Source organism: Pseudomonas brassicacearum (genome assembly GCF_003732225.1).
GTDB lineage: Bacteria > Pseudomonadota > Gammaproteobacteria > Pseudomonadales > Pseudomonadaceae > Aquipseudomonas > Aquipseudomonas brassicacearum_E.
This window is the reverse complement of record NZ_MOBJ01000003.1, coordinates 43,229-68,901: the sequence shown is the minus strand read 5'-3', so window position 1 is coordinate 68,901 and position 25,673 is coordinate 43,229. Positions and strand designations below refer to the sequence as shown.

Annotated in this window: 23 protein-coding genes and 1 pseudogene; 6 read left to right on the top strand and 18 right to left on the bottom strand. The window is 60.1% G+C overall.

Annotated features, from left to right (window positions below; translation table 11 throughout):
* Positions 1 to 140: 140 nt before the first annotated feature.
* The 14 genes and pseudogenes from BK659_RS03360 to cbiE all read right to left on the bottom strand — a co-directional run bounded on the left by BK659_RS03360 (position 141) and on the right by cbiE (position 12,715).
* Positions 141 to 563, bottom strand: a complete 423-nt coding sequence (locus tag BK659_RS03360; RefSeq protein ID WP_123423714.1) for a hypothetical protein — start codon at positions 561 to 563, stop codon at positions 141 to 143.
* Positions 564 to 824: 261 nt separating this feature from the next.
* Positions 825 to 1,835, bottom strand: coding sequence for a FecCD family ABC transporter permease (locus BK659_RS03355; protein WP_123423713.1), 1,011 nt, complete (start codon positions 1,833 to 1,835; stop codon positions 825 to 827).
* The gene (locus tag BK659_RS03350) at positions 1,832 to 2,791 is read right to left on the bottom strand and encodes an ABC transporter substrate-binding protein (RefSeq protein WP_123423712.1); all 960 of its coding nucleotides are present in this window, start codon (positions 2,789 to 2,791) and stop codon (positions 1,832 to 1,834) included. Before BK659_RS03350 ends, BK659_RS03355 begins: the two co-directional genes overlap by 4 nt.
* Before the next feature lies 1 nt (position 2,792).
* A pseudogene (locus tag BK659_RS03345) lies at positions 2,793 to 3,575 on the bottom strand (ABC transporter ATP-binding protein); the annotation flags it as partial.
* A gap of 78 nt (positions 3,576 to 3,653) precedes the next feature.
* Entirely contained in the window at positions 3,654 to 5,036 is a 1,383-nt protein-coding gene (locus BK659_RS03340; RefSeq protein WP_123423711.1) for a PepSY-associated TM helix domain-containing protein, read from the bottom strand.
* A 211-nt stretch (positions 5,037 to 5,247) separates the two neighbouring features.
* Complete coding sequence (locus BK659_RS03335; RefSeq protein ID WP_123423710.1) at positions 5,248 to 7,365, bottom strand: TonB-dependent copper receptor; 2,118 nt, start codon at positions 7,363 to 7,365, stop codon at positions 5,248 to 5,250.
* Positions 7,366 to 7,456: 91 nt separating this feature from the next.
* Positions 7,457 to 7,876, bottom strand: a complete 420-nt coding sequence (locus tag BK659_RS03330; protein ID WP_123423709.1) for a DUF2946 domain-containing protein — start codon at positions 7,874 to 7,876, stop codon at positions 7,457 to 7,459.
* A gap of 54 nt (positions 7,877 to 7,930) precedes the next feature.
* Entirely contained in the window at positions 7,931 to 8,410 is a 480-nt protein-coding gene (locus tag BK659_RS03325) for a copper chaperone PCu(A)C (protein ID WP_123423708.1), read from the bottom strand.
* Positions 8,411 to 8,457: 47 nt separating this feature from the next.
* The gene (locus BK659_RS03320; RefSeq protein WP_123423707.1) at positions 8,458 to 8,859 is read right to left on the bottom strand and encodes a DUF2946 domain-containing protein; all 402 of its coding nucleotides are present in this window, start codon (positions 8,857 to 8,859) and stop codon (positions 8,458 to 8,460) included.
* A gap of 112 nt (positions 8,860 to 8,971) precedes the next feature.
* A complete protein-coding gene (locus tag BK659_RS03315) occupies positions 8,972 to 9,295 on the bottom strand; it encodes a helix-turn-helix domain-containing transcriptional regulator (protein WP_123423706.1) in 324 nt (107 codons plus the stop codon).
* 4 nt (positions 9,296 to 9,299) lie between these two features.
* Positions 9,300 to 9,635: a type II toxin-antitoxin system RelE/ParE family toxin gene (locus tag BK659_RS03310; RefSeq protein ID WP_123423705.1), complete on the bottom strand. Its 336-nt coding sequence runs from the start codon at positions 9,633 to 9,635 to the stop codon at positions 9,300 to 9,302.
* Positions 9,636 to 9,691: 56 nt separating this feature from the next.
* Positions 9,692 to 10,417 (bottom strand): cobalt-precorrin-6A reductase, encoded by a 726-nt coding sequence (locus BK659_RS03305; RefSeq protein ID WP_123423704.1) that lies wholly within the window; start codon positions 10,415 to 10,417, stop codon positions 9,692 to 9,694.
* Positions 10,414 to 11,511 carry a cobalt-precorrin-5B (C(1))-methyltransferase gene (locus BK659_RS03300; protein WP_123423703.1) on the bottom strand — a complete coding sequence of 366 codons (1,098 nt, stop codon included), beginning with the start codon at positions 11,509 to 11,511 and terminating at the stop codon, positions 10,414 to 10,416. Before BK659_RS03300 ends, BK659_RS03305 begins: the two co-directional genes overlap by 4 nt.
* Entirely contained in the window at positions 11,504 to 12,715 is a 1,212-nt protein-coding gene (gene cbiE / locus BK659_RS03295) for a precorrin-6y C5,15-methyltransferase (decarboxylating) subunit CbiE (RefSeq protein ID WP_123423702.1), read from the bottom strand. Before cbiE ends, BK659_RS03300 begins: the two co-directional genes overlap by 8 nt.
* Before the next feature lie 132 nt (positions 12,716 to 12,847).
* On the opposite strand from cbiE, the gene cobG reads away from it, so the two are divergent.
* The 6 genes from cobG (at position 12,848) to BK659_RS03265 (ending at position 18,979) form a co-directional block, all read left to right on the top strand.
* Positions 12,848 to 14,155, top strand: a complete 1,308-nt coding sequence (cobG, locus tag BK659_RS03290) for a precorrin-3B synthase (RefSeq protein WP_123423701.1) — start codon at positions 12,848 to 12,850, stop codon at positions 14,153 to 14,155.
* Positions 14,148 to 14,774 (top strand): precorrin-8X methylmutase, encoded by a 627-nt coding sequence (locus tag BK659_RS03285; protein WP_123423700.1) that lies wholly within the window; start codon positions 14,148 to 14,150, stop codon positions 14,772 to 14,774. Before cobG ends, BK659_RS03285 begins: the two co-directional genes overlap by 8 nt.
* Positions 14,774 to 15,505 (top strand): precorrin-2 C(20)-methyltransferase, encoded by a 732-nt coding sequence (locus tag BK659_RS03280; protein ID WP_123424073.1) that lies wholly within the window; start codon positions 14,774 to 14,776, stop codon positions 15,503 to 15,505. Before BK659_RS03285 ends, BK659_RS03280 begins: the two co-directional genes overlap by 1 nt.
* Positions 15,505 to 17,205 (top strand): precorrin-3B C(17)-methyltransferase, encoded by a 1,701-nt coding sequence (gene cobJ, locus BK659_RS03275; RefSeq protein ID WP_123423699.1) that lies wholly within the window; start codon positions 15,505 to 15,507, stop codon positions 17,203 to 17,205. Before BK659_RS03280 ends, cobJ begins: the two co-directional genes overlap by 1 nt.
* A gap of 244 nt (positions 17,206 to 17,449) precedes the next feature.
* Positions 17,450 to 18,262 carry a hypothetical protein gene (locus BK659_RS03270; protein ID WP_123423698.1) on the top strand — a complete coding sequence of 271 codons (813 nt, stop codon included), beginning with the start codon at positions 17,450 to 17,452 and terminating at the stop codon, positions 18,260 to 18,262.
* Between the two features lie 66 nt (positions 18,263 to 18,328).
* Positions 18,329 to 18,979: a hypothetical protein gene (locus BK659_RS03265; protein WP_123424072.1), complete on the top strand. Its 651-nt coding sequence runs from the start codon at positions 18,329 to 18,331 to the stop codon at positions 18,977 to 18,979.
* Between the two features lie 83 nt (positions 18,980 to 19,062).
* Here the strand turns inward: BK659_RS03265 and BK659_RS03260 are convergent, their stop codons facing one another.
* The 4 genes from BK659_RS03260 to purH all read right to left on the bottom strand — a co-directional run bounded on the left by BK659_RS03260 (position 19,063) and on the right by purH (position 25,672).
* On the bottom strand, positions 19,063 to 19,659 hold the full coding sequence (locus tag BK659_RS03260) for a MarC family protein (protein WP_123423697.1): 597 nt from the start codon (positions 19,657 to 19,659) through the stop codon (positions 19,063 to 19,065).
* A gap of 64 nt (positions 19,660 to 19,723) precedes the next feature.
* Positions 19,724 to 22,501 (bottom strand): hybrid sensor histidine kinase/response regulator, encoded by a 2,778-nt coding sequence (locus BK659_RS03255; protein ID WP_123423696.1) that lies wholly within the window; start codon positions 22,499 to 22,501, stop codon positions 19,724 to 19,726.
* 99 nt (positions 22,502 to 22,600) lie between these two features.
* Complete coding sequence (gene purD / locus BK659_RS03250; RefSeq protein ID WP_123423695.1) at positions 22,601 to 23,896, bottom strand: phosphoribosylamine--glycine ligase; 1,296 nt, start codon at positions 23,894 to 23,896, stop codon at positions 22,601 to 22,603.
* A 168-nt stretch (positions 23,897 to 24,064) separates the two neighbouring features.
* Positions 24,065 to 25,672, bottom strand: coding sequence for a bifunctional phosphoribosylaminoimidazolecarboxamide formyltransferase/IMP cyclohydrolase (purH, locus tag BK659_RS03245; protein WP_123423694.1), 1,608 nt, complete (start codon positions 25,670 to 25,672; stop codon positions 24,065 to 24,067).
* Between the last annotated feature and the right edge of the window lies 1 nt (position 25,673).

Genomic DNA, 25,673 nt, shown 5'->3' with positions numbered 1-25,673 from the left:
AGGCAAGTAATAACAGTGTTTGCGCACGCTCGCAGTGAAGTTGCGCACCATGAGTGGGCGGGGTGTGCGCTGCGGTGCGATGCGAGCGCCAGATTGGTGCTTGTCACAGCAACCGATACTGGCGCGTGGGCAAAAGGAAGTTAGCGTCTGACGCAGGTTTCCATGCCGTGACCGCCGCCCTCGTACTCCGGGCCGTAATAATACTTGGTGAAAGAGACTTTTCCGTCAGGAGTTGAAGAAACGTTCGCAATGCCGACACCGTAATCTTTTAGTGTCGGATCTGTATGGGCGAAGTAGATTGCCAGTGATTTCAAGTAAGCGGCAGCGAAACCGTCGTATCTGGAATTGTCGGTAAGGGTCAGCGTAAAGCGGTAGGCGCCGTATTCGCCGGTACTTTGCTCTGGATTGAGTTTCATGTCGACGACGCCTTTAAATTCGCCGATATGGCTATCCATGCCCGTGCATTCATAGTGGCCGCTGTAATCAGTGCCTGTGAAGGGGGGCTGGGCTGCCAATGCAGGAGCCGAAATGAACGCGATGGATGCGACGATCTTCTTGATCATGTTGACCTCTTTTCGTTCTTGTAGGAGTTATGTTGTTTGGCTGTAGGGAATAAGCTTTGTCGAGGCGTGCGAGCATGAATTATTGTCTTGTTCGCAACTCGGAGATTATGGGTTTTATTTGCCTGCTTACTCAAAGCCAACTTAAAACAAAATTTTTCGAAGTTGTGCCGTTCGGCTCGTGGTGGCTTTTTGGATGAGGTGCGAGTGTGTATTGGATATAATTTAAATACACTCGCACCACACGTTGTCGCTGTTGCGGCGTTAACGTCGGCGCATCAACCCGATAAAAAACAACCCGCCAATGGCTGCCGTGGCCACCCCAATCGGTAAATCCTCCGGGGCGATCAGGGTGCGCGCCGCGACATCGACCCACACCAGAAACACACTCCCCAGCAGCACGCACACCGGCAGCAATCGCCGATGCTCGGCCCCGACCAGACGCCGCGCAATGTGCGGCACCATCAGCCCGACAAAACCAATGGAGCCGCTGATCGACACCAGCACTCCGGTCATCAGCGAGGCAATCAGAAACACCCGCAAACGCACCGTGCGAGCGTTCAGACCGAGTGTGACAGCGGTTTGCTCGCCAGCCATCAAGGCATTCAGCGGCCGGGCCATACCCAGCAGTAAAACCAGCCCGAGCAGCACGCTGGCCGCCGGCACTGCCAGCAACTCCCAGCGCGCCAGCCCGAGGCCGCCGAGCATCCAGAACATCACCGCGGAACTGGCGCGGTGATCGCCAAGAAACAGCAGCAGGTTGGCAATCGCCATCATCACGAAGGACACCGCCACGCCGCACAGCAGCAGCCGATCACTGTCCAGCCGACCGTTGCGGTTGGCGATGGCCAGGACGATCAGCATGCTCAACAACGCACCGATAAACGCGGCGATGGGCAAGGTCAGCAGGCCGACGATTTCACCGACATGCAGCACCACGATCACCGCGCCAAGGGTCGCGCCAGAGGTCACGCCCAGCAGGTGGGGATCGGCCAACGGGTTGCGCGTCACCGCTTGCAGTACCGCGCCGATCAGCGCCAGCCCGGCCCCCACTAGCGCACCAAGCAACATGCGCGGTACGCGGATCAGCCAGACGATATGTTCCTGTCCGGCGCTCCAGTTCACTTCGCCAGCACCGAATGCCTTGTGCAGCAGAATCCGCCAGACCACGTCCACCGGCACCCGTGCCGAGCCAAAGCCCAGCGATACCACACAAGACACCAGCAACAGCGCGCCGAGGGCAATCAGCAACAAGGCATAGCGACGATTGATCATTCGCCGTGGAAACCCTTGGCCAGGGTTTCAACCGCCAGCACGTTGTCGATCCCTGGCGTGGCTTGCACGTAAGGGATGACGATGAAGCGCTGGTTCTTGATCGCGTCCACCGATTGCAGGGCCTTGTTGTTCAGCAAAAATTGCTCCTTTTGCTCGGCGCTGACTTCGCCGTAGTCGACGATCACGATCACCTGCGGGTTGCGCTCGACGACGTTCTCCCAGTTGACCCGGGTCCAGCTCGCCTCGACATCGTCGAGAATATTGCGCCCGCCGGCGGCATCGATCAGTGCTTGCGGCATACCCAGGCGTCCCGAGGTCATGGCCCGGTCCTCGCCACTGTCGTAGAGGAACACGCGCGGTTTTTCCGTTGGCAGGTCTTTGCGAACCTCGGCCACTTGCGCCTGCATATCGCCGATCAACCGGTTGGCGCGATCCTGCACGTCGAAGATCTTGCCGAGGTTGCGCAGGTCGTTGTAGGTGTCATCCAGGCTGGCGGCCGGGCGCTTCATCACGAAGGCGCAGGACTCGCTCAGCTCATAAACGTTGATCCCCAGCGGCCCGAGGGTTTGTGGCGTCAGGTCGCCGCCAATGCGCATGCCGTAATCCCAGCCGGCGAAGAAGAAATCGACGTTGGCGTTGAGCAGGGTTTCCACCGACGGGTACTTGGCCGCGAGTTCCGGCAGACCGTCGAGAATACTCCGCATCTCGGGCGTCACGGCTTTCCAGCCACTGATGCCGCTGTAGCCGACCATTCGTGGTTTGAGGCCGAGGGCGAGCATCATCTGGGTCATGTTGATGTCGTGACTGAGCGCGTGTTTCGGCGCCTCCTTGAACGTCACTTCACGGTTGCAGCTCTGTATCGTCAACGGGTAACGGGTCGCTTCGGCGAACGTCTGGGCACTGCCCAGCAGCAGGGCGATGGACAGGCTGGAGCGGAGCAGGGTGCGCAAGGTCATGTTGGGTTATCCAGGTAATTCGGGGGTAGCCAGACAGCGGGTGTTCATCGATCAGCGCTTCGACGCCGAACACTTCACGCAGCAGCGTGGTGGTCAGCACTTCTTTTGGCGTGCCGCTGGCGACGATGCGTCCGTGGTTGATCACGTACAGCCGATCGCAGAACGCAGCGGCCAGGTTGAGGTCGTGGATGCTTGCCAGGGTGCCGATCTGCAAGCGCTTGACCAATTGCAGCAGTTCGAGCTGATAGCGTGGGTCGAGGTGGTTGGTCGGCTCATCGAGGATCAGCAATTGCGGTTGCTGAGTCAGGGCTCGGGCGAGGATGACGCGTTGTTTTTCGCCGCCCGACAACGTCGCAAAGGCGTGGTCTTCAAAGCCTTTGAGACCCACCGATTCCAGTGCCTGCCCGGCGATCCGACGGTCTTCCAGGGTATCGCCATCGAACAGGCCTTTGTGCGGAGTGCGGCCCATGGCGACCACTTCGTCGACCGTCAGGCCGAAGGCATCGGGAAACTCCTGCAACACCACCGCAATGCGTTGCGCACACCAGCGCGACGACTGCTTCCAGACGTTGTGATGGGCAAGATGCACCTCGCCGGATTGCGGTTTGCTGAACCGATAGGCACAGCGCAGCAGGCTGGTCTTGCCGCTGCCGTTGGGCCCGATCAAACCGACGAACTCACCGGCCGCCACGTGCAGACTGGCCTCACACAGTTGGAACTGATGATGACAGTGGCCATGGCCCAGTGGTGTCCAGGCGAGATGAGTGAGGTTCAGCGAGGTCATTGCGTGCTCGTTCGGCGGGTGTTTGCAGCGGGCCGACATTGTAAGGTCAACCGCGCTGCCGTAGGCATCTCGCTGTATTCAGGATGAAGATGAGGCCGATTCAGGCTGGCGGTTCAAGCGCGACAGCAACACGCGGTCCAGCAGCCACACCGCGATCAGCGAAGCACCCACCAACGGGAATACCACCGCCAATGCGAGGATGATCACCACCCCGGTTTTCCAGGTCGGCAGGTCGTGACGCAACGGCGGAACACCGAGCTTGCCTTGCGGGCGGCGCTTCCACCAGATCACCACTCCACTGACGGCGCTGAGCAGGATCATCAGGCAGATCAGCAACACGACGATCTGATTGAGCGGCCCGAACAGCTTGCCTTCGTGCAGCATCACCCCCATTTCCGTGGCGCGGGCGACGTTACCGTATTGCTGCCAGCGCACGTCGGCCAGCACTTTGCCGCTGTACTGGTCGACATGCAGGGTGGCGTCGTTGCGCGGATCATCGGCGAACACGGCGATGGTGAACACGCCGCTGGCGGTGGTCGGAAAGGTGATGCTGTAACCCGGTTCGACCTTGTGTTGAACGGCGATGTCCTGCACGTCTTGCAGGTTGATGGTCGGCGCGGCCGGGGCGCTGCTGCCGCCGTTGTGAGCCATGTGTTCGGCGTGGTCACCGGACATTGGCATCGGGGTGTTTTCCATGGCCCAGGGCACGGTCTGACGGGTAGCGGTGTTGAGGCTGCGGGCTTGCTGATCGGATGTGGGTACGTTGTCCCACATGGCCGCCGGAAAACGGTTCCAGACTTCAGCGTATTGCTTGCCCCAGAAACCGGTCCAGGTCATGCCGCTGAGCAGCATCACCAACAGAAACGCCGCGCCCCAGAATCCGGTCACGGCATGCAGATCACGCCAGAGCACACGTCCGCGACTGCTGAATCGCGGCCACAAGATCCCGGCGCCGGTTCGCCCGCGTGGCCACCAGAGAAATACCCCGGAAACCACCAGCACAACGCCCCAGCCAGCAGCGAGTTCGACCAGCCGATCACCGACGGTGCCGATCATCAACTCGCCGTGAATCGCCCGGGCAATGGCTTGCAGGTTGTTCTTCGCGTCCTGCTCGCCGAGGATATCGGCGTGATACGGGTCGATGAAGACGTTGAGCTCGCTGCCGGCATTTTTAACGACAAACTGCGCACTGCGCTCGGCATTGACCGGTGGCAGGTACTGTTTGATCTGGCCTTGTGGATAAGCCTCTTTGACACGCCGCAGCAGTTCGTCGGCACTGACCGTGTGATGGCCGGCCGGCACATTGAGCAGGCTGCCATACATCAGCGGATCGAGTTGCGGTTTGAACAGGTAAACGATGCCGGTCAAGGCCAGCATCACCATGAACGGCGCAACAAACAGCCCGGCATAAAAATGCCAGCGCCAGGCCAGGTTGTAGAAGGACACTTTAGGTTGGCTCATTGGGAGCGCTCCGCTTGGCAATGAATCTGTAATTGTTCGAGTGATGCCTCGGTCCCGTAGCAGCTGGCGCAGCCTGCGTTCGGCTGCGCAGCAGTCGTAAAACCTCAGTTCGCGGTTATCCAGATGGATCGCATCGTGTGGATTACGACCGCTACGCGGCCGAACGCAGGCTTCGCCAGCTGCTACGGGTATGGCGTCCTTGCCTGGTGTTTTAGAAGCTCATATCGACCTTGGTCCAGAACGTGCGCCCTGGTTCGTTGATCGCTTGCGGGTCATTGGCCGGGTAGCCGAACCCGGCGTTGCCGGCCAGGTTCAAGTGCTCGGCGTAAGCCTTGCCAAACAGGTTGTCGACGCCCGTGCTGACCTTCCAGTGCTTGTCGATGCGGTAGGCGCCGTTGAGCGAGAACACACCGAAACCAGGGCTGGTGCCGTAGTCCTTGCCGACCACGTTGCCCTTGTTCTGCTCGATGCGGTTCTGCGCCGCGACCACTCGCCACAAGGCGCCGGCACTCCAGTTGTCTTCGCTGTAGGTCAGGCCGAAACGTGCCTCCAGCGGTGGCATTTGCGGCAGTGCCGTGTCGTGGGTGGTGTCTTTGCCCCAGGCGTAGGCCAGGGTCGCGTCGGCTTTCCAGTGGGAGGTGAGGTTGTAGGCTGCGCCGAGTTCGCCACCCATGATTCGCGCATTGATGTTCTCGGCCCGTGAGGTCATGCCCATCATGCCGGGGGTGTAATCGAACAGGATGTAGTCGTGCACTTCGCCGACATAACCCGAGACCCAGGCTTCGAGGTCCTGGGTTTTGTATTGCAGGCCGACATCGAGCTGGGTGGTTTTCTCAGGCTTGATCGAATCGAAGGCGTTGAGCGAACCGGCAGGGCCGGATTTCGGCGAGAACAGCTCCCAGTAATCCGGGAAGCGTTCAGCGTGGCCGAGACCTGCGTAGAGCGTGGTCGGGCTGTCCGCCAGGTCATGCTCGTAGCGCACGAAACCGCTTGGCAAGGTATCGGCACGGGTCTCGTCGGCAGTCGGGTTCTTCCCGGAGCCGATAGTCTGGCGAAAATCCCTGGCCGAGGCGCGGTCCAGTCGCGCACCGCTGATCAGGCGATCACGGTCGGTGGCGTACCAGGTCAGCTCACCGAAAACTCCGTAATTGTGGAAGTCCGCATCATTTTCGCGTGGCACGTCCTTGTAAGTATCGATGCCCATGGCGGCACGCTTACGGTGTTCGTTGGTCTGCGCATCGATACCACTGATCAACTGCACATCGGCCCAGCGCCAGGTGGCCTTGATTCGTGCGCCAAGCGTTCGGCGGTCGACGTTGGAGGCCATGGGGCCAGACATCATTCCAGTGCCGGACGGCGTGCGCAGGGTGTAGTTGTCCATCACGTGGTCGGCGTAGTTGTAGTAGACCTGTGCTTCGAGCTTATCCAGCACCTCGCCGAGGTTCGACTTCTCGAAACGCAGGCCCAGGCTTTCGCGCTTGAACTGCGAACCGTCCATGCCGCGACCGGCAGAACGTGCCTCACCGTCGCCCTTGCCGGCGGTCAGTTCCAGCAGCGTATCGGCGTCGGGCGTCCAGCCCAGGGCGACATCGCCGTTCCATTTGTCGTAGCGCGATGGCACGGTATCGTTGTTGCCGTCACGGTAATCGTCGGCGTGAGCGGTATTGCCGATCACCCGTATGTAGCCCTGTGGGCCACCGGCAGCGGCGTCGACGAGTTTGTCGAAACGCCCGTTGGAGCCGGCCAGCAGGCTGGCGTTCACCCGAGTGCCCAGTTCGCCGAAGCTTTCCGGTTCGCGGTCGAACAGGATGGTGCCGGCAGAAGCGCCAGGTCCCCAGAGTACGGTTTGCGGGCCTTTGATGACGGTCAGCTTGTCGTAGGTTTCCGGTGAAATGTAGGAGGTCGGGGCGTCCATGCGGCCAGGGCAGGCACCGAGGATCATGCCGCCATTGGTGAGAATGTTCAGCCTTGAGCCGAACATGCCGCGCAGCACCGGATCGCCGTTGGTGCCGCCATTGCGAACCAGCGCGAAGCCGGGAATGGTCTTCAGATAGTCGCCACCGTCGCTGGCCGGCACCGGTTGGCGCGGATCTTTGGGGTTGGTGACGATGGTCAGCGGTGAGCTTGGGGCGATGGCGGTGATGACCGTCGGGCTCAGCTCTTCGGTGTGCTGGCTGTGATCTATCGGTTGCTCGGCCGCGCTGGCCAGCGGGGAAAGCAGGGCGCCGCACAGAACGGCAGTGGCCTGTTTGAAATGGGCGCGTGGCGCGTTCAGGGCGAAGAATGCCTGAGCAGCGCTCAAGCGTGTGTCAGCAGAAAACCTGGACATAAAGGTTCCATCAATCAGTCGTCAACAACACGGCCAGCAGCCTGCGGCTGTCGTTCTCTACAGTCGGCCGTATGAGTAGGGGTGTGGGTGTTTACGCGAGGATGGGCGGGGCGCGTGTACGGGCGCCGGGGAAGACCGTTTGCCGGGCATGGCCCAGGCGGGGGGAGGGGCTGATGAAACTATGGGCGGGCGGGGTGTCGAAAGCAGCGAATGACACACCGCCGGGCAGCGCGGGGCAGTTGAAGAGCAGGCTGCAATAGCCGCATTTCTCCCAGAGCGCGTGGTGATCGGGTTTTGGTGCGCAGTGTTTGGCAGCCGCTTGCGCTCCGTGCTCGGCATGGGCGTTTGCCGACATGTCCATGTCCATCGACATGCTCATGTTTACAGGCATCGGCATGCGTTGATCCATCGGCATCGACTGAGAGATCAGTGGGCCGATAAAGATCATCAACATGGCGAACAGGCTGATCCAGCTACCGCGCGCAACCTTCAACGAGGTATTACGCGGCACTGGTCGCCTGACGCTGAGCGAGCGCCGTGCGTTCACAGGGTTTTCAGGCTGTGATTACTGGGCGTGCTTGTGCTCTTCGGTGCCGGCGGGCGGTTGTTTCTGTACCGCGACCTCAACGGTCACGTCGCCGGATTTTTCGAAATGCAGGGTCAGCGGGAAGCGCTTGCCATCGTGGAGCAGGCTGCGGTCTTTGAGCTCCAGCAGCATCACGTGATAAGCCATCGGCGCGAACGTGATGTCGCCGCCCGCCGGAATCTCGACGCTTGGCACTTGCTGCATCTTCATCAGATCATTTTGCTTCACATGCTCGTGCAGCTCGGCTTTTCCCGAGATCGGCGAAGCAACGCCAAGCAAGCGGTCGGCGGTTTTGCCGTTGTTGTGAATCACGAAATAGGCCGCAACCGTTGGCGCGTTGGGCGGTAGCTCTTGCGACCAAGGGTGCGCGATTTCCAGTTCGCCGGCTTTGTATTCGTGGGCATTGGCAAAGCAGGCGGGCAGCAACAAGGCGGCCAGAACGATGAGTTTCTTCAACATGGCAGTTCTCCAGAACGATTAAACACGCAGATCAATTGCGACGGTAATCAGACTAGAGGAGACGCTCGGGGATTGAGGCTGGGCCATTGCTGGCGCGGCGTGGGGATGTCGAGGGTCGGTGCAGGTCGGCTTCGATTGGCCTCGAAACGCGCGAAATACAGCTGCGGAACATGGCCCGGCAACGCCACCAGAGGCGCCGAGCCTGAGCAACACCAGCAATGCTGCATGTTCGAGTGATCGTCGCCCGAAGGGGCTTTTTGCTCAAGCTTGCCCAGAGAAATCGCCACCAGCTTCGTCCCGCTGGACGAGCAGAAACTGCCCCACAACAATTGTTCGGCCGGCGACTGACTGGTACCTTGCGCCATCGCACCGGACATCGGCATGGCAAGCATGTTGAACAGCACTGCGAAGCAGGCGATCCAGGCAAATGCTAGCCGTTGTCGGGACATGGTTCATATCCGGTTGGGTGGATGATCAAGCCGGGTATTTAGCCTGATCGGGGGCGATAAGTAAAAAACCGCCGTGCGGTGTGGTGTCGCAGCGGCCTTCGATTCATTCCTGTCAGTGAGCAGGTACGGCATGCACTTGTATATCTACGCCGAGTGTCGTTCGAATGACTGCAAATATCGCCGCCAGGTTATCCATGCTTGGGTTGCCCTTGGCAGACAACATTCTATGCAAGCTCTTGCTGGGTTTTGACGTTTCCTTTGCCAACTCTTCGAAACCTACGGTGGCATTGACCAGGTCGCGAAGAATGATCCGGGCGATTTCCGGTTCTCCATTGAGGAACAGAGTAGCAGCCTCATCCAATAACGCCTGGGCGAACTCAGGGTCACGCTGGGCGCGTTCGGCAATCGTATGTTTGTAACTTCGGGTGAGAGCCATTGCGTTACCTCATGTTCCTTTCAGCTTTTTTCCGGGTCCGAAATTCGGCAACGAGTGTTTTTGCCTGTTTGATATCCTTTTTCTGGGTGGACTTATCGCCTCCTCCAAACAGGATGATGAGACGCTTACCCTCTTGCACCAAATAGATTCTGTATCCCGGACCCCAATTGATGCGGTATTCGCCGAGACCGTCGAACCATTTGATGTTGGATGTATTGCCGATTTCCAGTCGCACCAGAGCGTTGGACACCTTGCGTGCCGCCTGCGCGTCCAAGGTGGAGAACCAGCGCCCGAACGGGCTTGTATCGTTGTCCTGAAGGTATTCTTCGAGTGTGATCACAGGCGGCCCTGAAGGTAACAAATAGGTTACTGTTCATGCAAGCAAGTGATCCTGCCTCATCGACTGAAGGCAGCCAACGCCTCAAGTGTTTCCTCGAGCGTCAAGAACTCCCGCTCAACCCCCGGCAACACCGGCCGCTTGAGGATCAACACCGGCACCCCGCGTTCGCGGGCCACTTCAAGCTTGGGTTCGGTGGCGCTGCTGCCGCTGTTTTTGCTGATCAGCACATCGATCTGCCGGCGTTCGAACAGCGCGCGTTCGTCTTCGATGAAAAACGGTCCGCGTGCACCGATCACTTCACAACGCTCGTTGCCGGGATAAACCTCCAGCGCGCGCAAGGTCCAGAACTGCTCGGGCGGGATTTCATCCAGGTGCTGCAACGGCTCGCGGCCCAAGGTAAACAGTGGACGCTTGAACGGTTTCAGCGCTTCGATCAGCTCGGCCCAGTCGCTGACTTCGCGCCAGTCATCTCCAGCCTGCGCTTGCCATGCCGGGCGGCGCAGTGCCCAGCACGGGATGCCGCTTTGTCGCGCGGCGATGGCGGCGTTCTGGCTGATTTGCGCGGCGTAGGGGTGAGTGGCGTCGAGCAACAGCTCAATGCCTTGATCCTTGATGAATTGCGTCAGGCCTTCAGCGCCGCCATAGCCACCGACACGCACCTGGCAGTTCAGATCGGTCGGCACCCGACCCACGCCCGCCAGGCTATAGATATGTTGCGGACCGAGGGTTCGGGCAATCGCCAAGGCTTCGGTGACGCCGCCGAGCAGTAACAGACGTTTCATTGAAATCCCCCGGCGTGGCCGACGATGCCACCTTGGCGATCGATGGCAAACACCTCGACCTGAACCTGCGAGGGCACCACGCTGCGGGCGAAATCCAGCGCGTGCTGGCACACCGCATCACCGAGGGCGATACCGGCGGCGCTGGCCATCGCCAGGGCTTGCTGGCTGGTATTGGCCTCGCGAATGCCTTGCTGCAATGCCGGGTCTGCGCCAACGTCCGCCGCCCATTCGGCCAGTTGCGGCAGGTCGATGCTGGAGTGGCGACTGTGCAGATCCATATGTCCGGCGGCGAGTTTGCTGATCTTGCCGAAGCCGCCGCAAATGCTCAGTTTATCCACAGGCACTTTGCGTAGATGTTTGAGCACCGCACCGACGAAGTCGCCCATTTCGATCAGGGCGATTTCCGGCAGGTCATAGACCCGGCGCATGGTGTCCTCGCTGGCGTTGCCGGTGCAGGCGGCGATATGCAGGTAACCGTTGGTTTTGGCGACGTCGATGCCCTGGTGGATAGAGGCGATATACGCCGCGCAGGAAAACGGCCGGACGATGCCGCTGGTGCCGAGGATCGACAGCCCGCCAAGAATGCCCAATCGCGGGTTCATGGTTTTCAGCGCCAGGGCCTCGCCGTCCTCGACGTTGACCGTCACTTCAAAACCGCCGCCGTAGCTGAACTCTTGCGCGAGCAGTAGCAGGTGGTCGGTGATCATCTTGCGCGGCACCGGATTGATCGCCGGTTCGCCGACACTCAATACCAGCCCTGGGCGCGTGACAGTGCCAACCCCTTTGCCGGCACTGAAGCGAATACCGGGCTCGCTGATCAAACGCACCTGACTGTAGAGCAATGCACCGTGGGTCACGTCCGGGTCGTCGCCGGCATCCTTGAGGGTGCCGGCTTCGGCGCCATCACCCGTGAGGCGACAAAACTCCAGGCGCATCTGCACCTGCTTGCCTTTGGGCAGGATGATTTCTACCGCATCGCTAGTCACCGCGCCGAGCAGCAGGCGTGCGGCGGCGAGGCTGGTCGCGGTGGCGCAGCTGCCAGTGGTCAGGCCACTGCGCAGGGGCGCGGGTTGTTCGGCGGTTTCGTCACGCATCAAAGGGTTTAACCACGTCCAGCAAGGTAATCGGCAACGCCTGACGCCAGGTGTCGAACTCTCCCAGTGGCTGCGCCTGAGCGATATGAATCCGCGTCAGCTCGCCACCGTGTTGTTCGCGCCAGGCCATCAAGGTCATTTCGCTTTGCAGGGTGACCGCGTTGGCGACCAGCCGACCACCGGGTTTGAGCTGCGCCCAGCAGGTGTCGAGCACGCCGTCACGAGTCACGCCGCCACCGATGAAGATCGCATCGGGCCGCTCAAGGCCGGCCAGCGCTTGCGGCGCACTGCCGCGAATCAGTTGCAGTCCGGGCACGCCGAGGGCGTCGCGGTTGTGTTCGATCAGTTGCTGGCGGCCAGCATCGGCCTCGATCGCCTGCGTGCGGCAACTCGGATGAGCACGCATCCACTCGATGCCGATCGAGCCGCTGCCGGCACCGACATCCCACAACAGTTCACCGGGCATCGGCGCCAGGCGGGCAAGAGTGATGGCGCGCACGTCGCGCTTGGTCAGTTGGCCGTCGTGCTTGAAAGCTGCATCTGGCAGGCCGGCCAGTCGCGACAGGCGCGGCGTGTCGGGTTCGGCAATGCATTCAATGGCAATCAGGTTCAAGTCGGCGATAGCCGGGTCCGTCCAGTCGCTGGCGATGCCATCGACACGTCGTTCGCTCTCGCCGCCCAGGTGTTCCAGTACGCTCATCCGGCTCGGCCCGAAACCTCGCTCGCGCAACAGCGCGGCAATTGCGGCAGGGCTGTGTCCGTCGTTGCTGAGCACCAGCAGTCGAACACCGCTGAACAACTGAGCGTTCAGCGCAGCGATGGGCCGGGCGACTACTGACAGCGTGACGACTTCTTGCAACGGCCAGCCCATTCGCGCGGCCGCCAATGAACAAGAAGAGGGGACCGGGATAATCAGTATCTCGTTGCTCGGCACTTGCCGCGCGAGGCTGGCGCCCACGCCGAACAGCATCGGATCGCCGCTGGCCAGTACACAGATCGGCTCACCGCGTTGCGCCAGTACCGGCTCAAGGGAAAATGGACTCGGCCAGAGCTGCCGTTCACCGCGAATGCACACGGGCAGCAGATCCAGTTGCCGTTGACCACCGACAATCCGCGAGGCACCGAGCAACGCGCGCCGGGCATTCTTGCCCAGACCCTTGAAGCCGTCTTCACCGATGCCTACTACTGTCAGCCAGGGGGCCATTTATATTCCTCAAACTTTAGTGTTCCGACGGGCAGGCTTTTCATGCCGTCAGACAAAGCAGGCATAATACCGCGCCTTCGCCCGCGAAGTGCTCCTACCTCTTAGCCGGTCGCCCCCTTGAACGAACGTCAGATGCACACCGCCTTACGCCCCTCGGCCTGCCCGGGGTTGCTGCGTATTGTCCAGGCATCGGACGGCGGCATCTGCCGGATCAAGTTGAATGGCGGGTCGATCAGCACTGCCCAGGCCGTGGCCGTGGCCGAGGCCGCCGAGCGTTACGCCGGCGGAGTGATCGAAGCGACCAACCGTGCCAATCTGCAGATTCGCGGGATCGGCAGCGAGCACCGGTTATTGATCGACAGCCTGCTGGCGGCCGGGTTGGGTCCAAAGACTGCGGCCGGAGATGATGTACGCAACCTGATGCTCAGCCCTGGTGCCGGCATCGATCGGCATATGCTGTTCGACACTCGCCCGCTGGCCGAGCAGATACTCGTCACCTTGCAAAGCCACGAACGTTTTCACCAGCTGTCGGCCAAGTTTGCCGTGCAGCTGGACGGCGGCGAGGCGTTGGCGATGCTCGAACATCCTCACGACCTTTGGTTGAGCGCCGTTGAATGCAACGGTGAGCCAGTGCTGGCCTTCGGACTGGCGGGGTGCCCCACGGACACGCCGGCAGGGGCGGTGTTGCGCAATGACGGTCATGCTTTGGTGGTGGCGGTGCTGGAGCTGTTTCTCGATCTGGCGCGACCGGACCAGACCCGCATGCGGCATGTGCTGGCCGAGCGTTCGCTGGAGTCGGTGTTGCAGGCACTGGCCGAGCGTGTGCCGTTGGCCCCGATCAGTGGCTGGCAACGTCCCGGGTCGCGGCCAGGGTTGCACATCGGCACTTATCCACAGCGCCAGGAAGACCGGGTTTATGTCGGCGCTGTCCCGCCTCTGGGACGCCTGGATTCTTCGATGCTTAAAGGCGCGGCGCGTCTGGCCGAGGCGTTTGGTGACGGCAGCCTGCGTCTGACGCCTTGGCAAAGCCTGCTGCTGCCGAACATTCGCCAGCAGGATGCCCCGGCGCTCAGTGAGCGATTGCAGGCCCTGGGTTTTCTGCTGGGTGCCGATCAAACGTTGGCCCATCTGGTGGCCTGCACCGGTTCCGCCGGGTGCGGAAAAGGTCTGGCAGATACAAAGAGTGATGCCTTGCAACTGTCCACACAACTGCAAGGGCATGGCGACCGGGTTCAAGTTCACCTGTCCGGCTGCTCGAGATCCTGCGCCGCCGCGCACGTTGCGCCAGTTACCTTGCTGGCGGTCAGCCCCGGTCATTACGACCTCTATTTTCGCGATGCAGGGCAGCCGGGTTTCGGCGCCCTGCAAGCACGCAACCTCACTATTGAAGCGGCCGGCGCATTGCTCGATGCCCGCCCACGGAGCCCCCTTGATGCTTGATTACATCCGCGACGGTCAGGAGATCTATCGCAACTCCTTCGCGATCATTCGCGCCGAGGCCAACCTCGACCGGATCCCGGCTGATCTGGAAAAACTCGCAGTGCGGGTGATCCACGCCTGCGGCATGGTCGATGCCATCGATGGCCTGCAATTTTCCGAAGGTGCGGGCAAGGCCGGGCGCGATGCGCTGGCTGCCGGTGCAGCGATTCTGTGTGATGCGCGAATGGTCTCCGAAGGCGTGACCCGCGCGCGCTTGCCGGCGAACAATCCGGTGATCTGCACCTTGCGCGACGAGAGCGTTCCAGACCTGGCCCGTGAACTGGGCAACACCCGTTCGGCCGCTGCATTGGAGCTTTGGCGTCCACACCTGGAAGGCAGCGTGGTGGTGATCGGCAACGCCCCGACCGCACTGTTCTACTTGCTGGAAATGCTCGATGCCGGCGCGCCAAAACCGGCGCTGATTCTCGGCTTCCCGGTGGGCTTCGTCGGTGCCGCCGAATCCAAGGCGATGCTTGCGGCTGACAGCCGTGGCGTGCCGTTTGTGATCATGCAAGGTCGGCTGGGCGGCAGCGCCATGGCTGCCGCAGCGGTCAATGCCCTCGCCACGGAGATTGAATGATGCAGCAGCCTGGACGTTTGATCGGCCTCGGCGTTGGTCCTGGTGATCCGGAACTGATCACCGTCAAAGCCTTGCGCCTGTTGCGTGAGTCTCCGGTGGTGGCGTACTTCGTCGCCAAGGGTAAAAAGGGCAATGCGTTCGGCATCATCGAAGCGCATCTGCAGGAAGTACAGACTCTGCTGCCGCTGGTCTACCCGGTGACCACCGAGGCCTTGACGCCGCCGCTGTCCTACGAGCAAGTGATCAGCGACTTCTATGATGCTGCTGGCGAGCAGCTCGCCGCGCATCTGGATGCCGGCCGCGATGTGGCGGTGATCTGCGAAGGTGATCCGTTCTTCTACGGTTCCTACATGTATCTGCATGATCGTCTGGCGGAGCGTTATGAGGCTGAAGTGGTGCCGGGCGTCTGCTCGATGCTCGGCGGCGCCTCGGTGCTCGGTGCGCCACTGGTGTATCGCAATCAAAGCCTGTCGGTGCTGTCCGGCGTGTTGCCCCACGAAGAACTCAAACGCCGTTTGGCCGATGCCGACGCGGCGGTGGTGATGAAGCTGGGGCGTAACTTTCCCAAGGTCCGTCAGGTGCTGGAAGAACTCGGTCTGGCAGAGCGCGCGCTGTACGTTGAGCGCGCAACCATGGCCAATCAGAAAATCGTGCCGCTGGATCAGGTCGAGCCGATGTCCTCGCCGTACTTTTCGTTGATCATCGTTCCCGGTGAAAGGTGGCAAGGCTGATGACTCGTCCCGTTCCAGCGATTGTCATTCTTGGCAATGGCGGCCTCGCTACTGCGCGCAAGATCCAGCAGCTCTATCCAGATGCGTTGATTTACGGTCTGGCTGAACGGGTTGAAGGTGCGGATCGCGTTTATCACGAGTTCGGCGCGACCCTGCGTCAGCTCTATCAACACGACACGCCGATCATCGCCTTGTGCGCCGCTGGCATTGTCATTCGTACCCTGGCGCCATTGCTCCTGGAAAAAGGTGCAGAGCCGGCGGTGCTGGCCGTCGCTGAAGATGGCAGCGCGGTCGTGCCGTTGCTCGGTGGTCTGGGCGGAGTGAATGTGTTGGCCCGCGAGATTGCGGATGGGCTGGGTGTGGCGGCTGCCATTACCACCAGCGGTGAGTTGCGCTTCGGCACATGCTTGCTCAGCCCGCCGAGTGGCTATGCGCTGGGTGATCTGGAACTGGGCAAGCGCTTTGTTTCCGACTTGCTGGCCGGTGAGAGCGTGCGTATCGAAGGCGCCGCCCCATGGTTGGATCAAGCGCAGTTGCCGCAGGATCCGCAGGCGCATTTGGCCATTCATGTCGGCAATGTCGAACGTGAGCCGGCGGCCAATGAATTGCTGATTTATCCGCAAAACATTCTGGTCGCGGTGAGCGCCGACGTTGCAGAGTTGCCAAACGCGATACGCGATGCCTTGCGCCAGGCAAAAATCGCCGTGCAATCGCTGGCATGCCTGTTGGCCAGTGATCAGCAAATGGCCAGTCCAGCACTGCGCGAGGCGGCGCTGGAATTGGGTGTGCCGCTGCGTTTTGCGACGGCTGGCTCTGTGGCTGAACTGGCGGAAAACGCTGTTGGGCAATCCGTGTCTATCCATGCAAACAACGGGATTGCCATCGTAGTTGCCAACCGGCCGCTGGACCCATTACTGATCGGTCGCCCTCGTGGGCGCTTGGCAGTGATCGGTCTGGGCCCCGGCGCTGCGGAACTGATGGTGCCGGCGGTCAAGGCGGAACTGGCTCGTGCCAACGACGTACTCGGCTATGAAACCTACGTGCGCATGGCCGGCCCATTCCGCGCTGATCAGGTGCTGCACTGCACCGATAACCGCGAAGAAATGCAGCGCGCGCGTCACGCGTTCGAACTGGCGGCCCAAGGGCGTTCGGTGGTGGTGGTGTCATCCGGAGACCCAGGCGTGTTCGCCATGGCGGCGGCGGTGCTGGAAGCGCTGCACGAATCCAGCGATGCGAACTGGCACAACGTTGATCTGGAAATCCTTCCCGGTGTTTCCGCATCCCTGGCCACTGCCGCTCAGGCCGGTGCGCCGCTGGGACACGACTTTTGTGTGATGTCTCTGTCGGACAACCTCAAGCCTTGGGCAATTATCGAGAAGCGTCTGGATCTGGCGGCAGAGGCCGATCTCGCTCTGGCCTTTTACAACCCGATCTCGCGATCACGGCCATGGCAATTGGGCCGTGCGCTGGAAATCGTTGCTCAGCACCGCACGCCGCAAACGCCTGTGGTGCTGGGGCGGGATATTGGGCGTCCGGGACAGACGCTGCGGGTCACGACCCTCGGCGCATTAACGCCTGATCAGGTGGACATGCGCACCATGGTGCTGATTGGCTCATCCACAACCTGTGTGTTTCCGCGCACCGAGGGTGGTAACTGGATCTACACACCACGCTGGTACGACACCAAACCGACCTCCTGAGTATCTGCGGCCTCACCCTGAGGCCGCTTGATTCCCCTTCACACATCAAAGTCATGGGCATTGGCATTGGCATTGGCATTGGCAGGTTACTGTGTGCCTCTAACCCTATACCAATGTAAATGCTTTCTAATTGTTGGTAATGATTGGCACATGTTTGTCGGTGGGTAAACTTTGACAGTCAAGGGTGAGTGTTTTAGTTTCTGAGTTGTCGCAAGAGGCGATCATTAATTAAAAGGAAGTTTACATGACTGATAAAAGTACTCACGCTGTTGTTTCGATGGCTTTTGATGAGGCCATGCAAGATAAGTATTTTGAACGTATTGAGTCTGAACTCACTGCCGTCGCACCACGTTCGAAATTTATGCGCTCTGCCCGACTTGCTATTAGTACAGTCCGTGATCTGACAACAGGTACTGACGCGTCTGTCGTCGGCCCGTCGCTGATGGTGTTTGATGAGAGACTTTCAGAAGACGACAGGCTTGATGCACTTGACTGCCAGATGTTTGCAGAAGCGGTTGTCCGGCGCCTGCCGAAAGAAACGTCGAATGAACAGCGCTATGTACAGTACAACGATGCGCTGTTGGCGGTTGGTTGGGTTTCAGAAGGCTTCACGCATAAAAAATATGTTAGCAAGCAACTCACACTCACGATGAACGATGCGGTGCTGCAGGTGCTTGAGACGGTCATTGCAGGCAGTACCGGGAATGTCCTGAGTCTAGTTGCTTCGGGGTTCAGTAAGTTGAAGGGCGACAAAGAAGCGTTAAAAATAGTTGATGTTGGCAGTAAGCATAACGATGTCGTCAGTTTCAAGGCCGTTCCTTGCATCGTTGCACCTGGAGGTGGCATGGCACTGCTGTTGGGAGGGCTGGACCTGGTCGATAAAGACTACGATGGTAATTTCCTGTTTGTTACTTACAAAACCGAAGGTATTCAGCTTTTTCAGGCTGCGGGTGTTCGTAAGTTTAATCGGCGCGCGTTTGAACGAAAGAAAGCCATGATGTACACCTATATTGATCAGTTCGGCGATGACCTATTTAAAAAGCTGACAGGGCAATAATGCTTTAAGGAAGTCTGTCAATGAAAGTCGTCAAGCTTTTAACTGTGGATGAGCGAGGTGTCCAACATGCCAGTGCTTGCTGATGCTGCTGTAGTGGGTAGTTGTCTGTTGTCCTTTACGCCCGAGGTTCGCCCGCAGGATCAACAAGATATACAGGACTGTTTGCTGTATGCGGAACTGGCGGCTAATGATAAGTACCCAGGGCAAGTATCAAAAAAAGTCTGGTTCGATTATTACCAGGGCCGGCTGTTAAAGGCAGGTTTCACACTGAAGGCTATCGTCCCCTCTGAACCGCTAAGGGTGTCGAATGTTAATCAGCTGTTGAGCATCAGCCATACGATTATTGGTCGTTTGGGGGTGGAACGTTTAGGTCAGCTTATTGAGGAAACCTACGGGGCTTTGAAGCTGGACGAGTTTGCCTGGAACTTCTTTCGCGGCAATATCGCGAACGGTGGTTCGGGTATTCTCAAGTTTGCGCCTTGCGAGCGCCTTGACTCCGGCGACGTGGTCGTCTGCCTGTATGGTTTGCGCTATAGCACCACGGTGTTTGAGGAAGACTTCTTTTTTTGGAGTGAATTCGACAAAGAAGTACTCGTCATCCCGGATGGCGGCGTTTTTGCTTTCAATCGAGAGGTGTTTGAAAGCTACCGTACACGGGTTCACGAGAAGATTGACACTTACTCAGACAAGATTCTGGTGAGGAAACTGATCCCCTGAGTCATTAGGTTTGATCAATATTGGCAAGGCCTTGTGGGTTAACGACAAGGCCTTGTTTTTTGTTTCGACAACCTCGCAGTGAGCTAGGGCACCAAATACCCTTTCACCCCGGTAAAGATAATCTGCGCCGCCAACGCACACACAAACAACCCCATCAACCGGCTGACAATCTGCAAACCCTGGTCGCCGAGGATCCGTTCGATGCGGTTGGACAGGTACAGCACCACGCCGACGGTCAGGCTGGCCATGGCAATGCTGAGGATGGCGGTGAGTTTGTCGTCCCAGTGCGGCTGGCTGACGCCCATCACCAGCAAGGCCCCGATGGTGCCGGGGCCGACCGTGAGCGGAATGGTCAGTGGGACGATGGTCACGTCCTGCTGCACGTTGTCGGTCTGGATTGCCGACTTGCCCTGAGCCATACCCAATGCCGAGATGAACAGCACGCTGCCGGCGCCAATGCGGAAGGCGTCTACGGTGATGCCGAACACGCTGAAAATCACTCGCCCGAACAAATACAAGAGAACGCTGGAGACCAGGGTCGCGAGGGCGACATTCCAGGCCAGTCGTCGCCGCTCCTTGTTGGAGTAGCCACGGGTCAGGCTGATGAAGCAGGACAACACGAAGAATGGGCTGTAGAGCACCAGCATCTTCAGGTAAACACTGAACAACACATGGAGCATGGTGCAAGCTCACTGGCGAGGGAAGTCGACGGGGAGTCTATCAGGGGTTGCGCGGTCTGTCGGCTCAGGAAGGTTGAGCCGTTGTCCGATTGAGTTGATCACGCTGGTCGACCCAATGCTCGATCAGTTCACGCAGTTGTGACAGTTCGACGGGCTTGGCCATGTGTCCATCCATGCCGGCCTGGCGCGCGCGCTCTTTGTGTTCGGCGAGGATGTGTGCGGTGAGTGCCACTACCGGTGTGCGAATTCGCTGATTGCCGACTTCCCAGGCACGCAATTGCTGGGTGGCGGAGAAACCATCGAGGATGGGCATTTCGCAGTCCATCAACACCAGGTCGTAGCGCTGGGCCTTCATCGCTTTCAAGGCTTCTTCGCCGTTGCTGGCGGTGTCTGGTTCCAGGTTGAGCTTGCCGAGCATGCCGCGAATCACTTTGGTCGAAATGCTGTTGTCTTCGGCCACCAGAATGCGGAAATCGCTCGGCACCTTGACCACCGCAGGTATGCCGGTTGGCAGCTGCTGCGAGACAGCCAGGCCTTTGTTGCGTTGGCTCAGTTCGTCCGCCAGCGTGGTCTTGAGGGTGTAGCCGGCCACGGGTTTGGCCAGGATGCGTTTGATCCCGGCATTGCGTGCGATGACCTTGCTCGGTGCGTTGCTGATGCCGGTGAGCATGATCAGTAGAATGTCGTGATTCAGGCTCGGGTCTTCCTTGATCTTCGCCGCCAGCTGCATGCCGGTCATGCCGGGCATGTTCTGGTCGAGCAGGACCACGTCGAAGTAGTCACGCAGGTGCGCCTTGGTGCGCAGCAGGGCGAGGGCTTCCTTGCCGGAAGGTACGGCGCTGACGTTCAGACCCCAGGCGCTGCATTGCTGCACCAGGACTTTGCGGCAGGTGTCGTTGTCGTCGACCACCAATACGCGGGCGCCTTGCAGCGGGCCATCGAGATCGCAGGTCGGGTGTTCGAGGCGCTCAGGGTCCAGCGGCAAGGTCAGCCACAGTGTGCTGCCCTGATTGCTGCCGCTCTTGATGCCGAACTCGCCGTGCATCAGCAGAATCAATTGGCGGGCGATCACCAGCCCAAGGTTACCGCCCAGGCGTGTGGCGGAAAGGAAGTTCTTGCTGTGCAGTTCGGCGTGCAGCAGGGCTTCTCGTTCTTCGGCATCCATGGGTTGCCCGCTGTCTTGCACGGCAATGCGCAGACGCGGTTTGTGGCTGCGCTCGTCGAGTGCGACGACGATCAGGATCTCGCCTTCGTCGGTTTTCTTCAGGGCGTTTTCCAGCAGGCTCAGCAGCGTCTGGCGCAGACGTGTCGGGTCACCGCTGATGACCCGTGGCACTTGTGGCTGGATGAAGCTGATCAGCTCGACGTTCTGCTGTTCGGCCTTGGCGCGGAAGATGCTCAGGCAGTCTTCGATCAGTGCGTTGAGGTCGAACTGCACGTCATCGAGTTCGATTTGTCCGGACTCGAGCTTGGAGATGTCGAGGATTTCATTGATCAACGTCAGCAGTTCATTGCCGGCGCTGTGGATGGTTTGCACGTAGTCGCGCTGTTTGACCGACAGCGGGGTGCCCAGCAACAGCTCGGTCATGCCCAGCACGCCATTCATCGGAGTACGGATTTCGTGGCTGATTTTTGCGAGGAACTCGGCCTTGGCATTGATCTCGGCGTTGCTCGCCGCCAGGTCGCGGCTGACGCTGAAGCGGTCTTCGGTGATGCTGCGCTGGCGTTCGCTCAGGGCGATGCTCATCAGCACGCCGCTGATGCAGATGAAGGCCATCAAGGTCATGATCAGGCCTTGCGGCGCAACCAGGGTCAGACCCAGCAGTGCTGGCAGGATGATCAGCGTGCCGACGTTGAACACCACCATCGCTGAGACGAACAGGCGTGCCGGTCGGTAACCCTTTTGCCAGTGGTAGGCGCTGACGAAGAGCATGCTCAGGCCCGCCAATGCCACCAGCGCATAGGTGATGATGTTCAGCGGCAAGGTGTCGACGAACAGCAACAGCAGGCTGCACAGGACAATGAACAGGATGTCCCCCAGCAGCAGCTTGTTCAGTGGATGCGGGCCAAGCGGGGCGAAGAAGCGGTAGGCGAACATCAGGCCGCAAGGGGCCGTCAGCAGCAGCGACAGGTAGGCGCCGGGTGTTTGCACGGCATGCCAGTCAGGTAGCCATGGGCCCGCCAGGTTCAGCAGCAGTACCAGGCTCAGCAGCAACAACCCCTCGCACGCGGCCAGCCAGAGACTGCTTCGCGAGCGGCTATAGCCGTAGCGCGTGAGGTTATACAGGATCAGCATCGCGATGCAGCCAAAAAACAGGCCGTAGATCAGCGTCTGGTTCTGGTTCGCCGCCACCATCACCGCCGATTGCAGGGTGATATAGGGCCGCAACTCGTGCTCGGAAACCAGTCGCAGATAGACGTCGAGGGGCTTGTCGCTTTGAGGCAGCGGCAACATGAAGTCGCTGCTGGGGAGCGGCCGTTCGCTCTGGGGCTGCTCGTTGCCGCTGGTCCGTTGCTCGATCAGCGTGTCGCCGTCCAGAACGTAGAGGTTCAGGTGCGACAAATCGGGGGCGAAGATGCGCAGCAGTTGTTCGTGTTTGCCGGGACTGAGTTTGAAACGCAGCCACAACGCGCCACTGGGTTCGGCGGCAGTGATCTGGTCGAGTTCAATCGGGCTGAATTGATTGGTGTAGCGAGCCGAGCGGATGTCGCTCAGTTGCAGGATGCCCTGTTCGTCGAGCAATACCGCCCAGCCACTGCCTTGCGCGGCCTGGGCCGGGAGCATGCAGAGCAGGGTCAGCAGAGTGACGGTGAAGCCTATGGCAATCCTGAGCCAGCGCACGGCGAAATCCCTTCGTAGGTTGATGCCAGATTATAACTATGCGCGGCGCCGGAATAGTACGGCAAGGGCCATAGGCCCCTGCCTAGCCGAATGGATAGCTTATTCCTGATTTTCGCCACGCTCACGGGCAATGGCGCGGTAGCCAATGTCCTTGCGGTAGAAGCAGCCTTCCCAGTTGATTTTGGCGGCCAGCTTGTAAGCCTGCTGCTGGGCGGCATCGACGCTCGCGCCCATGGCGGTGGCGCAGAGCACCCGACCACCGGCGGTCACAACCTTGCCGTCCTTGAGCGCGGTACCGGCGTGGAAGACTTTGCCTTCCAGCGCAGCGGCGGCATCCAGACCTTCGATGGCCGCGCCCTTGGCGTAATCACCTGGGTAGCCGCCAGCAGCCAGTACGATACCGACGCTTGGGCGCGAGTCCCACTGAGCTTCGACCTTGTCCAGCGCCTGTGCCAGCGCCGCTTCAACCAGCAATACCAGGCTCGACTGCAGGCGCAGCATCACCGGTTGGGTCTCGGGGTCGCCGAAACGGCAGTTGAATTCGATGACTTTCGGGTTACCGGCTTTGTCGATCATCAGGCCTGCATAGAGGAAGCCGGTGTAGACGTTGCCTTCTTCGGCCATGCCCCGCACGGTTGGCCAGATTACCAGGTCCATGACGCGCTGGTGCACTTCGCTGGTGACCACCGGGGCAGGGGAGTAGGCCCCCATGCCGCCCGTGTTCGGGCCGGTGTCGGCATCGCCAACACGTTTGTGGTCCTGGCTGGTGGCCATCGGCAGCACGTTCTTGCCGTCGACCATGACGATGAAGCTGGCTTCTTCGCCATCGAGGAACTCTTCGATGACCACACGCGAGCCGGCGTCGCCGAATGCATTGCCGGCGAGCATGTCGCGTACGGCGTCTTCGGCTTCGGTCAGGGTCATGGCGACGATCACGCCTTTACCGGCAGCCAGGCCGTCGGCCTTGATCACGATCGGCGCACCTTTTTCACGCAGATAAGCCAGGGCTGGCTCGATCTCGGTGAAGTTCTGGTAGTCGGCTGTCGGGATCTTGTGGCGAGCCAGGAAATCCTTGGTGAATGCCTTGGAGCCTTCCAGCTGAGCAGCGCCAGCGGTTGGGCCGAAGCAGTCCAGGCCGCGTTTGCGGAACAGATCGACCACGCCCGCCACCAGCGGAACTTCCGGACCGACGATGGTCAGGGAGACATTTTTCTCGGCAAAATCTGCCAGTTGCTCAAGGGCCAGCACGTCGATAGCGACGTTCTCGCACTTGGCTTCAATGGCAGTGCCGGCGTTGCCCGGAGCAACGAAGACTTTCTGTACGCGCGGATCCTGAGCGACTTTCCAGGCCAGGGCGTGTTCACGGCCACCGCTGCCAATGATCAAAACATTCATTTCAAAAACCTCGGATGACGCTAATTCTTGATAGCACCACAGGGGTGCTCTTATGTGGGAGCGAGCTTGCTCGCGAAGGCGGCGACACATCCAGCATTAATGTGTCTGATAGATCGCTATCGCGAGCAAGCTCGCTCCCACAGGAGTTCGCCCACAGAGGGCAACGTATTAGTGACGGAAGTGGCGCATGCCGGTGAATACCATGGCAATGCCGGCTTCATCAGCCGCAGCAATCACTTCGTTGTCACGCATCGAGCCACCCGGTTGAATCACCGCAGTGATGCCGACCTTGGCGGCGTTGTCGATGCCGTCGCGGAACGGGAAGAACGCGTCCGAGGCCATGACCGCGCCTTGCACTTGCAGGCCAGCGTGTTCAGCTTTGATGGCGGCGATGCGCGCAGAGTTCACGCGGCTCATCTGGCCAGCGCCGACACCGATAGTCTGGCGGTTCTTGGCGTAGACGATAGCGTTGGATTTGACGTACTTGGCGACTTTCCAGGCGAAGATCAAATCGTTGATCTCTTGCTCGGTCGGTGCGCGCTTGGTCACCACTTTCAGGTCTTCGCTGCCGATCATGCCGATGTCGCGGCTCTGTACCAGCAAACCGCCATTGACGCGTTTGTAGTCCCAGGCAGCGGCACGATCCGCCGACCATTGGCCACAGGCCAGCAGGCGAACGTTGGCTTTGGCAGCGACGATGGCACGGGCTTCGTCGCTGACCGATGGGGCAATGATCACTTCGACGAACTGACGCTCGACGATGGCTTTGGCGGTTTCAGCGTCCAGTTCGCGGTTGAACGCGATGATGCCGCCGAAGGCCGACTCGGTGTCGGTGGCGTAAGCCAGTTCGTACGCCTGGCGGATACCGCCTTCAGCATCCGGGCTCACGGCAACGCCGCACGGGTTGGCGTGCTTGACGATCACGCAGGCTGGCTTGACGAAGCTCTTCACGCATTCCAGCGCGGCGTCGGTGTCGGCCACGTTGTTGTACGACAGTTCTTTGCCTTGCAGCTGGGTCGCGGTGGCGATGCCAACTTCGGCGGGTTTGGCTTCAACGTAGAACGCCGCGCTCTGGTGCGGGTTCTCGCCGTAGCGCATTTCCTGGGCCTTGATGAACTGGCTGTTGAAGGTGCGCGGGAATTCGCTGCGACCTTCGGTGGTGAGGGTTTCAGCAGCCTGGTTCACGGTGCCCATGTAGTTGGCGATCATGCCGTCGTAGGCGGCGGTGTGTTCGAAAGCCTTGAGCATCAGGTCGAAACGCTGGGCGTAGGTCAGGCCACCGGCCTTGAGGTTTTCCAGTACGCTGGCGTAATCGCTGGCGTTCACCACGATGGCCACGTCTTTGTGGTTCTTGGCGGCCGAGCGAACCATGGTCGGGCCGCCGATATCGATGTTTTCGATGGCGGTCGGCAGGTCGCAGCCTGGCTTGTTGATGGTGGCTTGGAACGGGTAGAGGTTAACGGCGACCAGATCGATCGGCTTGATGCCGTGCTCGTTCATGATGGCGTCGTCGATACCACGACGACCGAGGATCCCGCCATGGATTTTCGGGTGCAGGGTTTTCACCCGACCGTCCATCATTTCTGCGAAACCGGTGTAATCCGCGACTTCCACAGCGGCTACGCCATTGTCCTGCAGCAACTTGAACGTCCCGCCGGTGGAGAGGATCTCAACGCCGAGCGCTTCGAGCTCCTTGGCGAATTCGAGGATCCCGGTCTTGTCGGAAACGCTGATCAAGGCGCGGCGGATCGGCAGGCGGGTGGTCTGGTCGGTCATC

Bases quoted from the DNA above. Each gene is read 5' to 3' on its own strand.
- BK659_RS03280 (WP_123424073.1), top strand. From the start codon at position 14,774: ATGCAGCAGCCTGGACGTTTGATCGGCCTCGGCGTTGGTCCTGGTGAT.
- cbiE (WP_123423702.1), bottom strand. From the start codon at position 12,715: ATGGCCCCCTGGCTGACAGTAGTAGGCATCGGTGAAGACGGCTTCAAG.
- BK659_RS03300 (WP_123423703.1), bottom strand. From the start codon at position 11,511: ATGCGTGACGAAACCGCCGAACAACCCGCGCCCCTGCGCAGTGGCCTG.
- BK659_RS03315 (WP_123423706.1), bottom strand. From the start codon at position 9,295: ATGGCTCTCACCCGAAGTTACAAACATACGATTGCCGAACGCGCCCAG.
- BK659_RS03270 (WP_123423698.1), top strand. From the start codon at position 17,450: ATGACTGATAAAAGTACTCACGCTGTTGTTTCGATGGCTTTTGATGAG.
- cobG (WP_123423701.1), top strand. From the start codon at position 12,848: ATGCACACCGCCTTACGCCCCTCGGCCTGCCCGGGGTTGCTGCGTATT.
- BK659_RS03355 (WP_123423713.1), bottom strand. From the start codon at position 1,835: ATGATCAATCGTCGCTATGCCTTGTTGCTGATTGCCCTCGGCGCGCTG.
- BK659_RS03340 (WP_123423711.1), bottom strand. From the start codon at position 5,036: ATGAGCCAACCTAAAGTGTCCTTCTACAACCTGGCCTGGCGCTGGCAT.
- BK659_RS03350 (WP_123423712.1), bottom strand. From the start codon at position 2,791: ATGACCTTGCGCACCCTGCTCCGCTCCAGCCTGTCCATCGCCCTGCTG.
- cobJ (WP_123423699.1), top strand. From the start codon at position 15,505: ATGACTCGTCCCGTTCCAGCGATTGTCATTCTTGGCAATGGCGGCCTC.
- BK659_RS03360 (WP_123423714.1), bottom strand. From the start codon at position 563: ATGATCAAGAAGATCGTCGCATCCATCGCGTTCATTTCGGCTCCTGCA.
- BK659_RS03320 (WP_123423707.1), bottom strand. From the start codon at position 8,859: ATGTCCCGACAACGGCTAGCATTTGCCTGGATCGCCTGCTTCGCAGTG.
- BK659_RS03285 (WP_123423700.1), top strand. From the start codon at position 14,148: ATGCTTGATTACATCCGCGACGGTCAGGAGATCTATCGCAACTCCTTC.
- BK659_RS03265 (WP_123424072.1), top strand. From the start codon at position 18,329: ATGCCAGTGCTTGCTGATGCTGCTGTAGTGGGTAGTTGTCTGTTGTCC.
- BK659_RS03335 (WP_123423710.1), bottom strand. From the start codon at position 7,365: ATGTCCAGGTTTTCTGCTGACACACGCTTGAGCGCTGCTCAGGCATTC.
- BK659_RS03305 (WP_123423704.1), bottom strand. From the start codon at position 10,417: ATGAAACGTCTGTTACTGCTCGGCGGCGTCACCGAAGCCTTGGCGATT.
- BK659_RS03325 (WP_123423708.1), bottom strand. From the start codon at position 8,410: ATGTTGAAGAAACTCATCGTTCTGGCCGCCTTGTTGCTGCCCGCCTGC.
- BK659_RS03260 (WP_123423697.1), bottom strand. From the start codon at position 19,659: ATGCTCCATGTGTTGTTCAGTGTTTACCTGAAGATGCTGGTGCTCTAC.
- purD (WP_123423695.1), bottom strand. From the start codon at position 23,896: ATGAATGTTTTGATCATTGGCAGCGGTGGCCGTGAACACGCCCTGGCC.
- purH (WP_123423694.1), bottom strand. From the start codon at position 25,672: ATGACCGACCAGACCACCCGCCTGCCGATCCGCCGCGCCTTGATCAGC.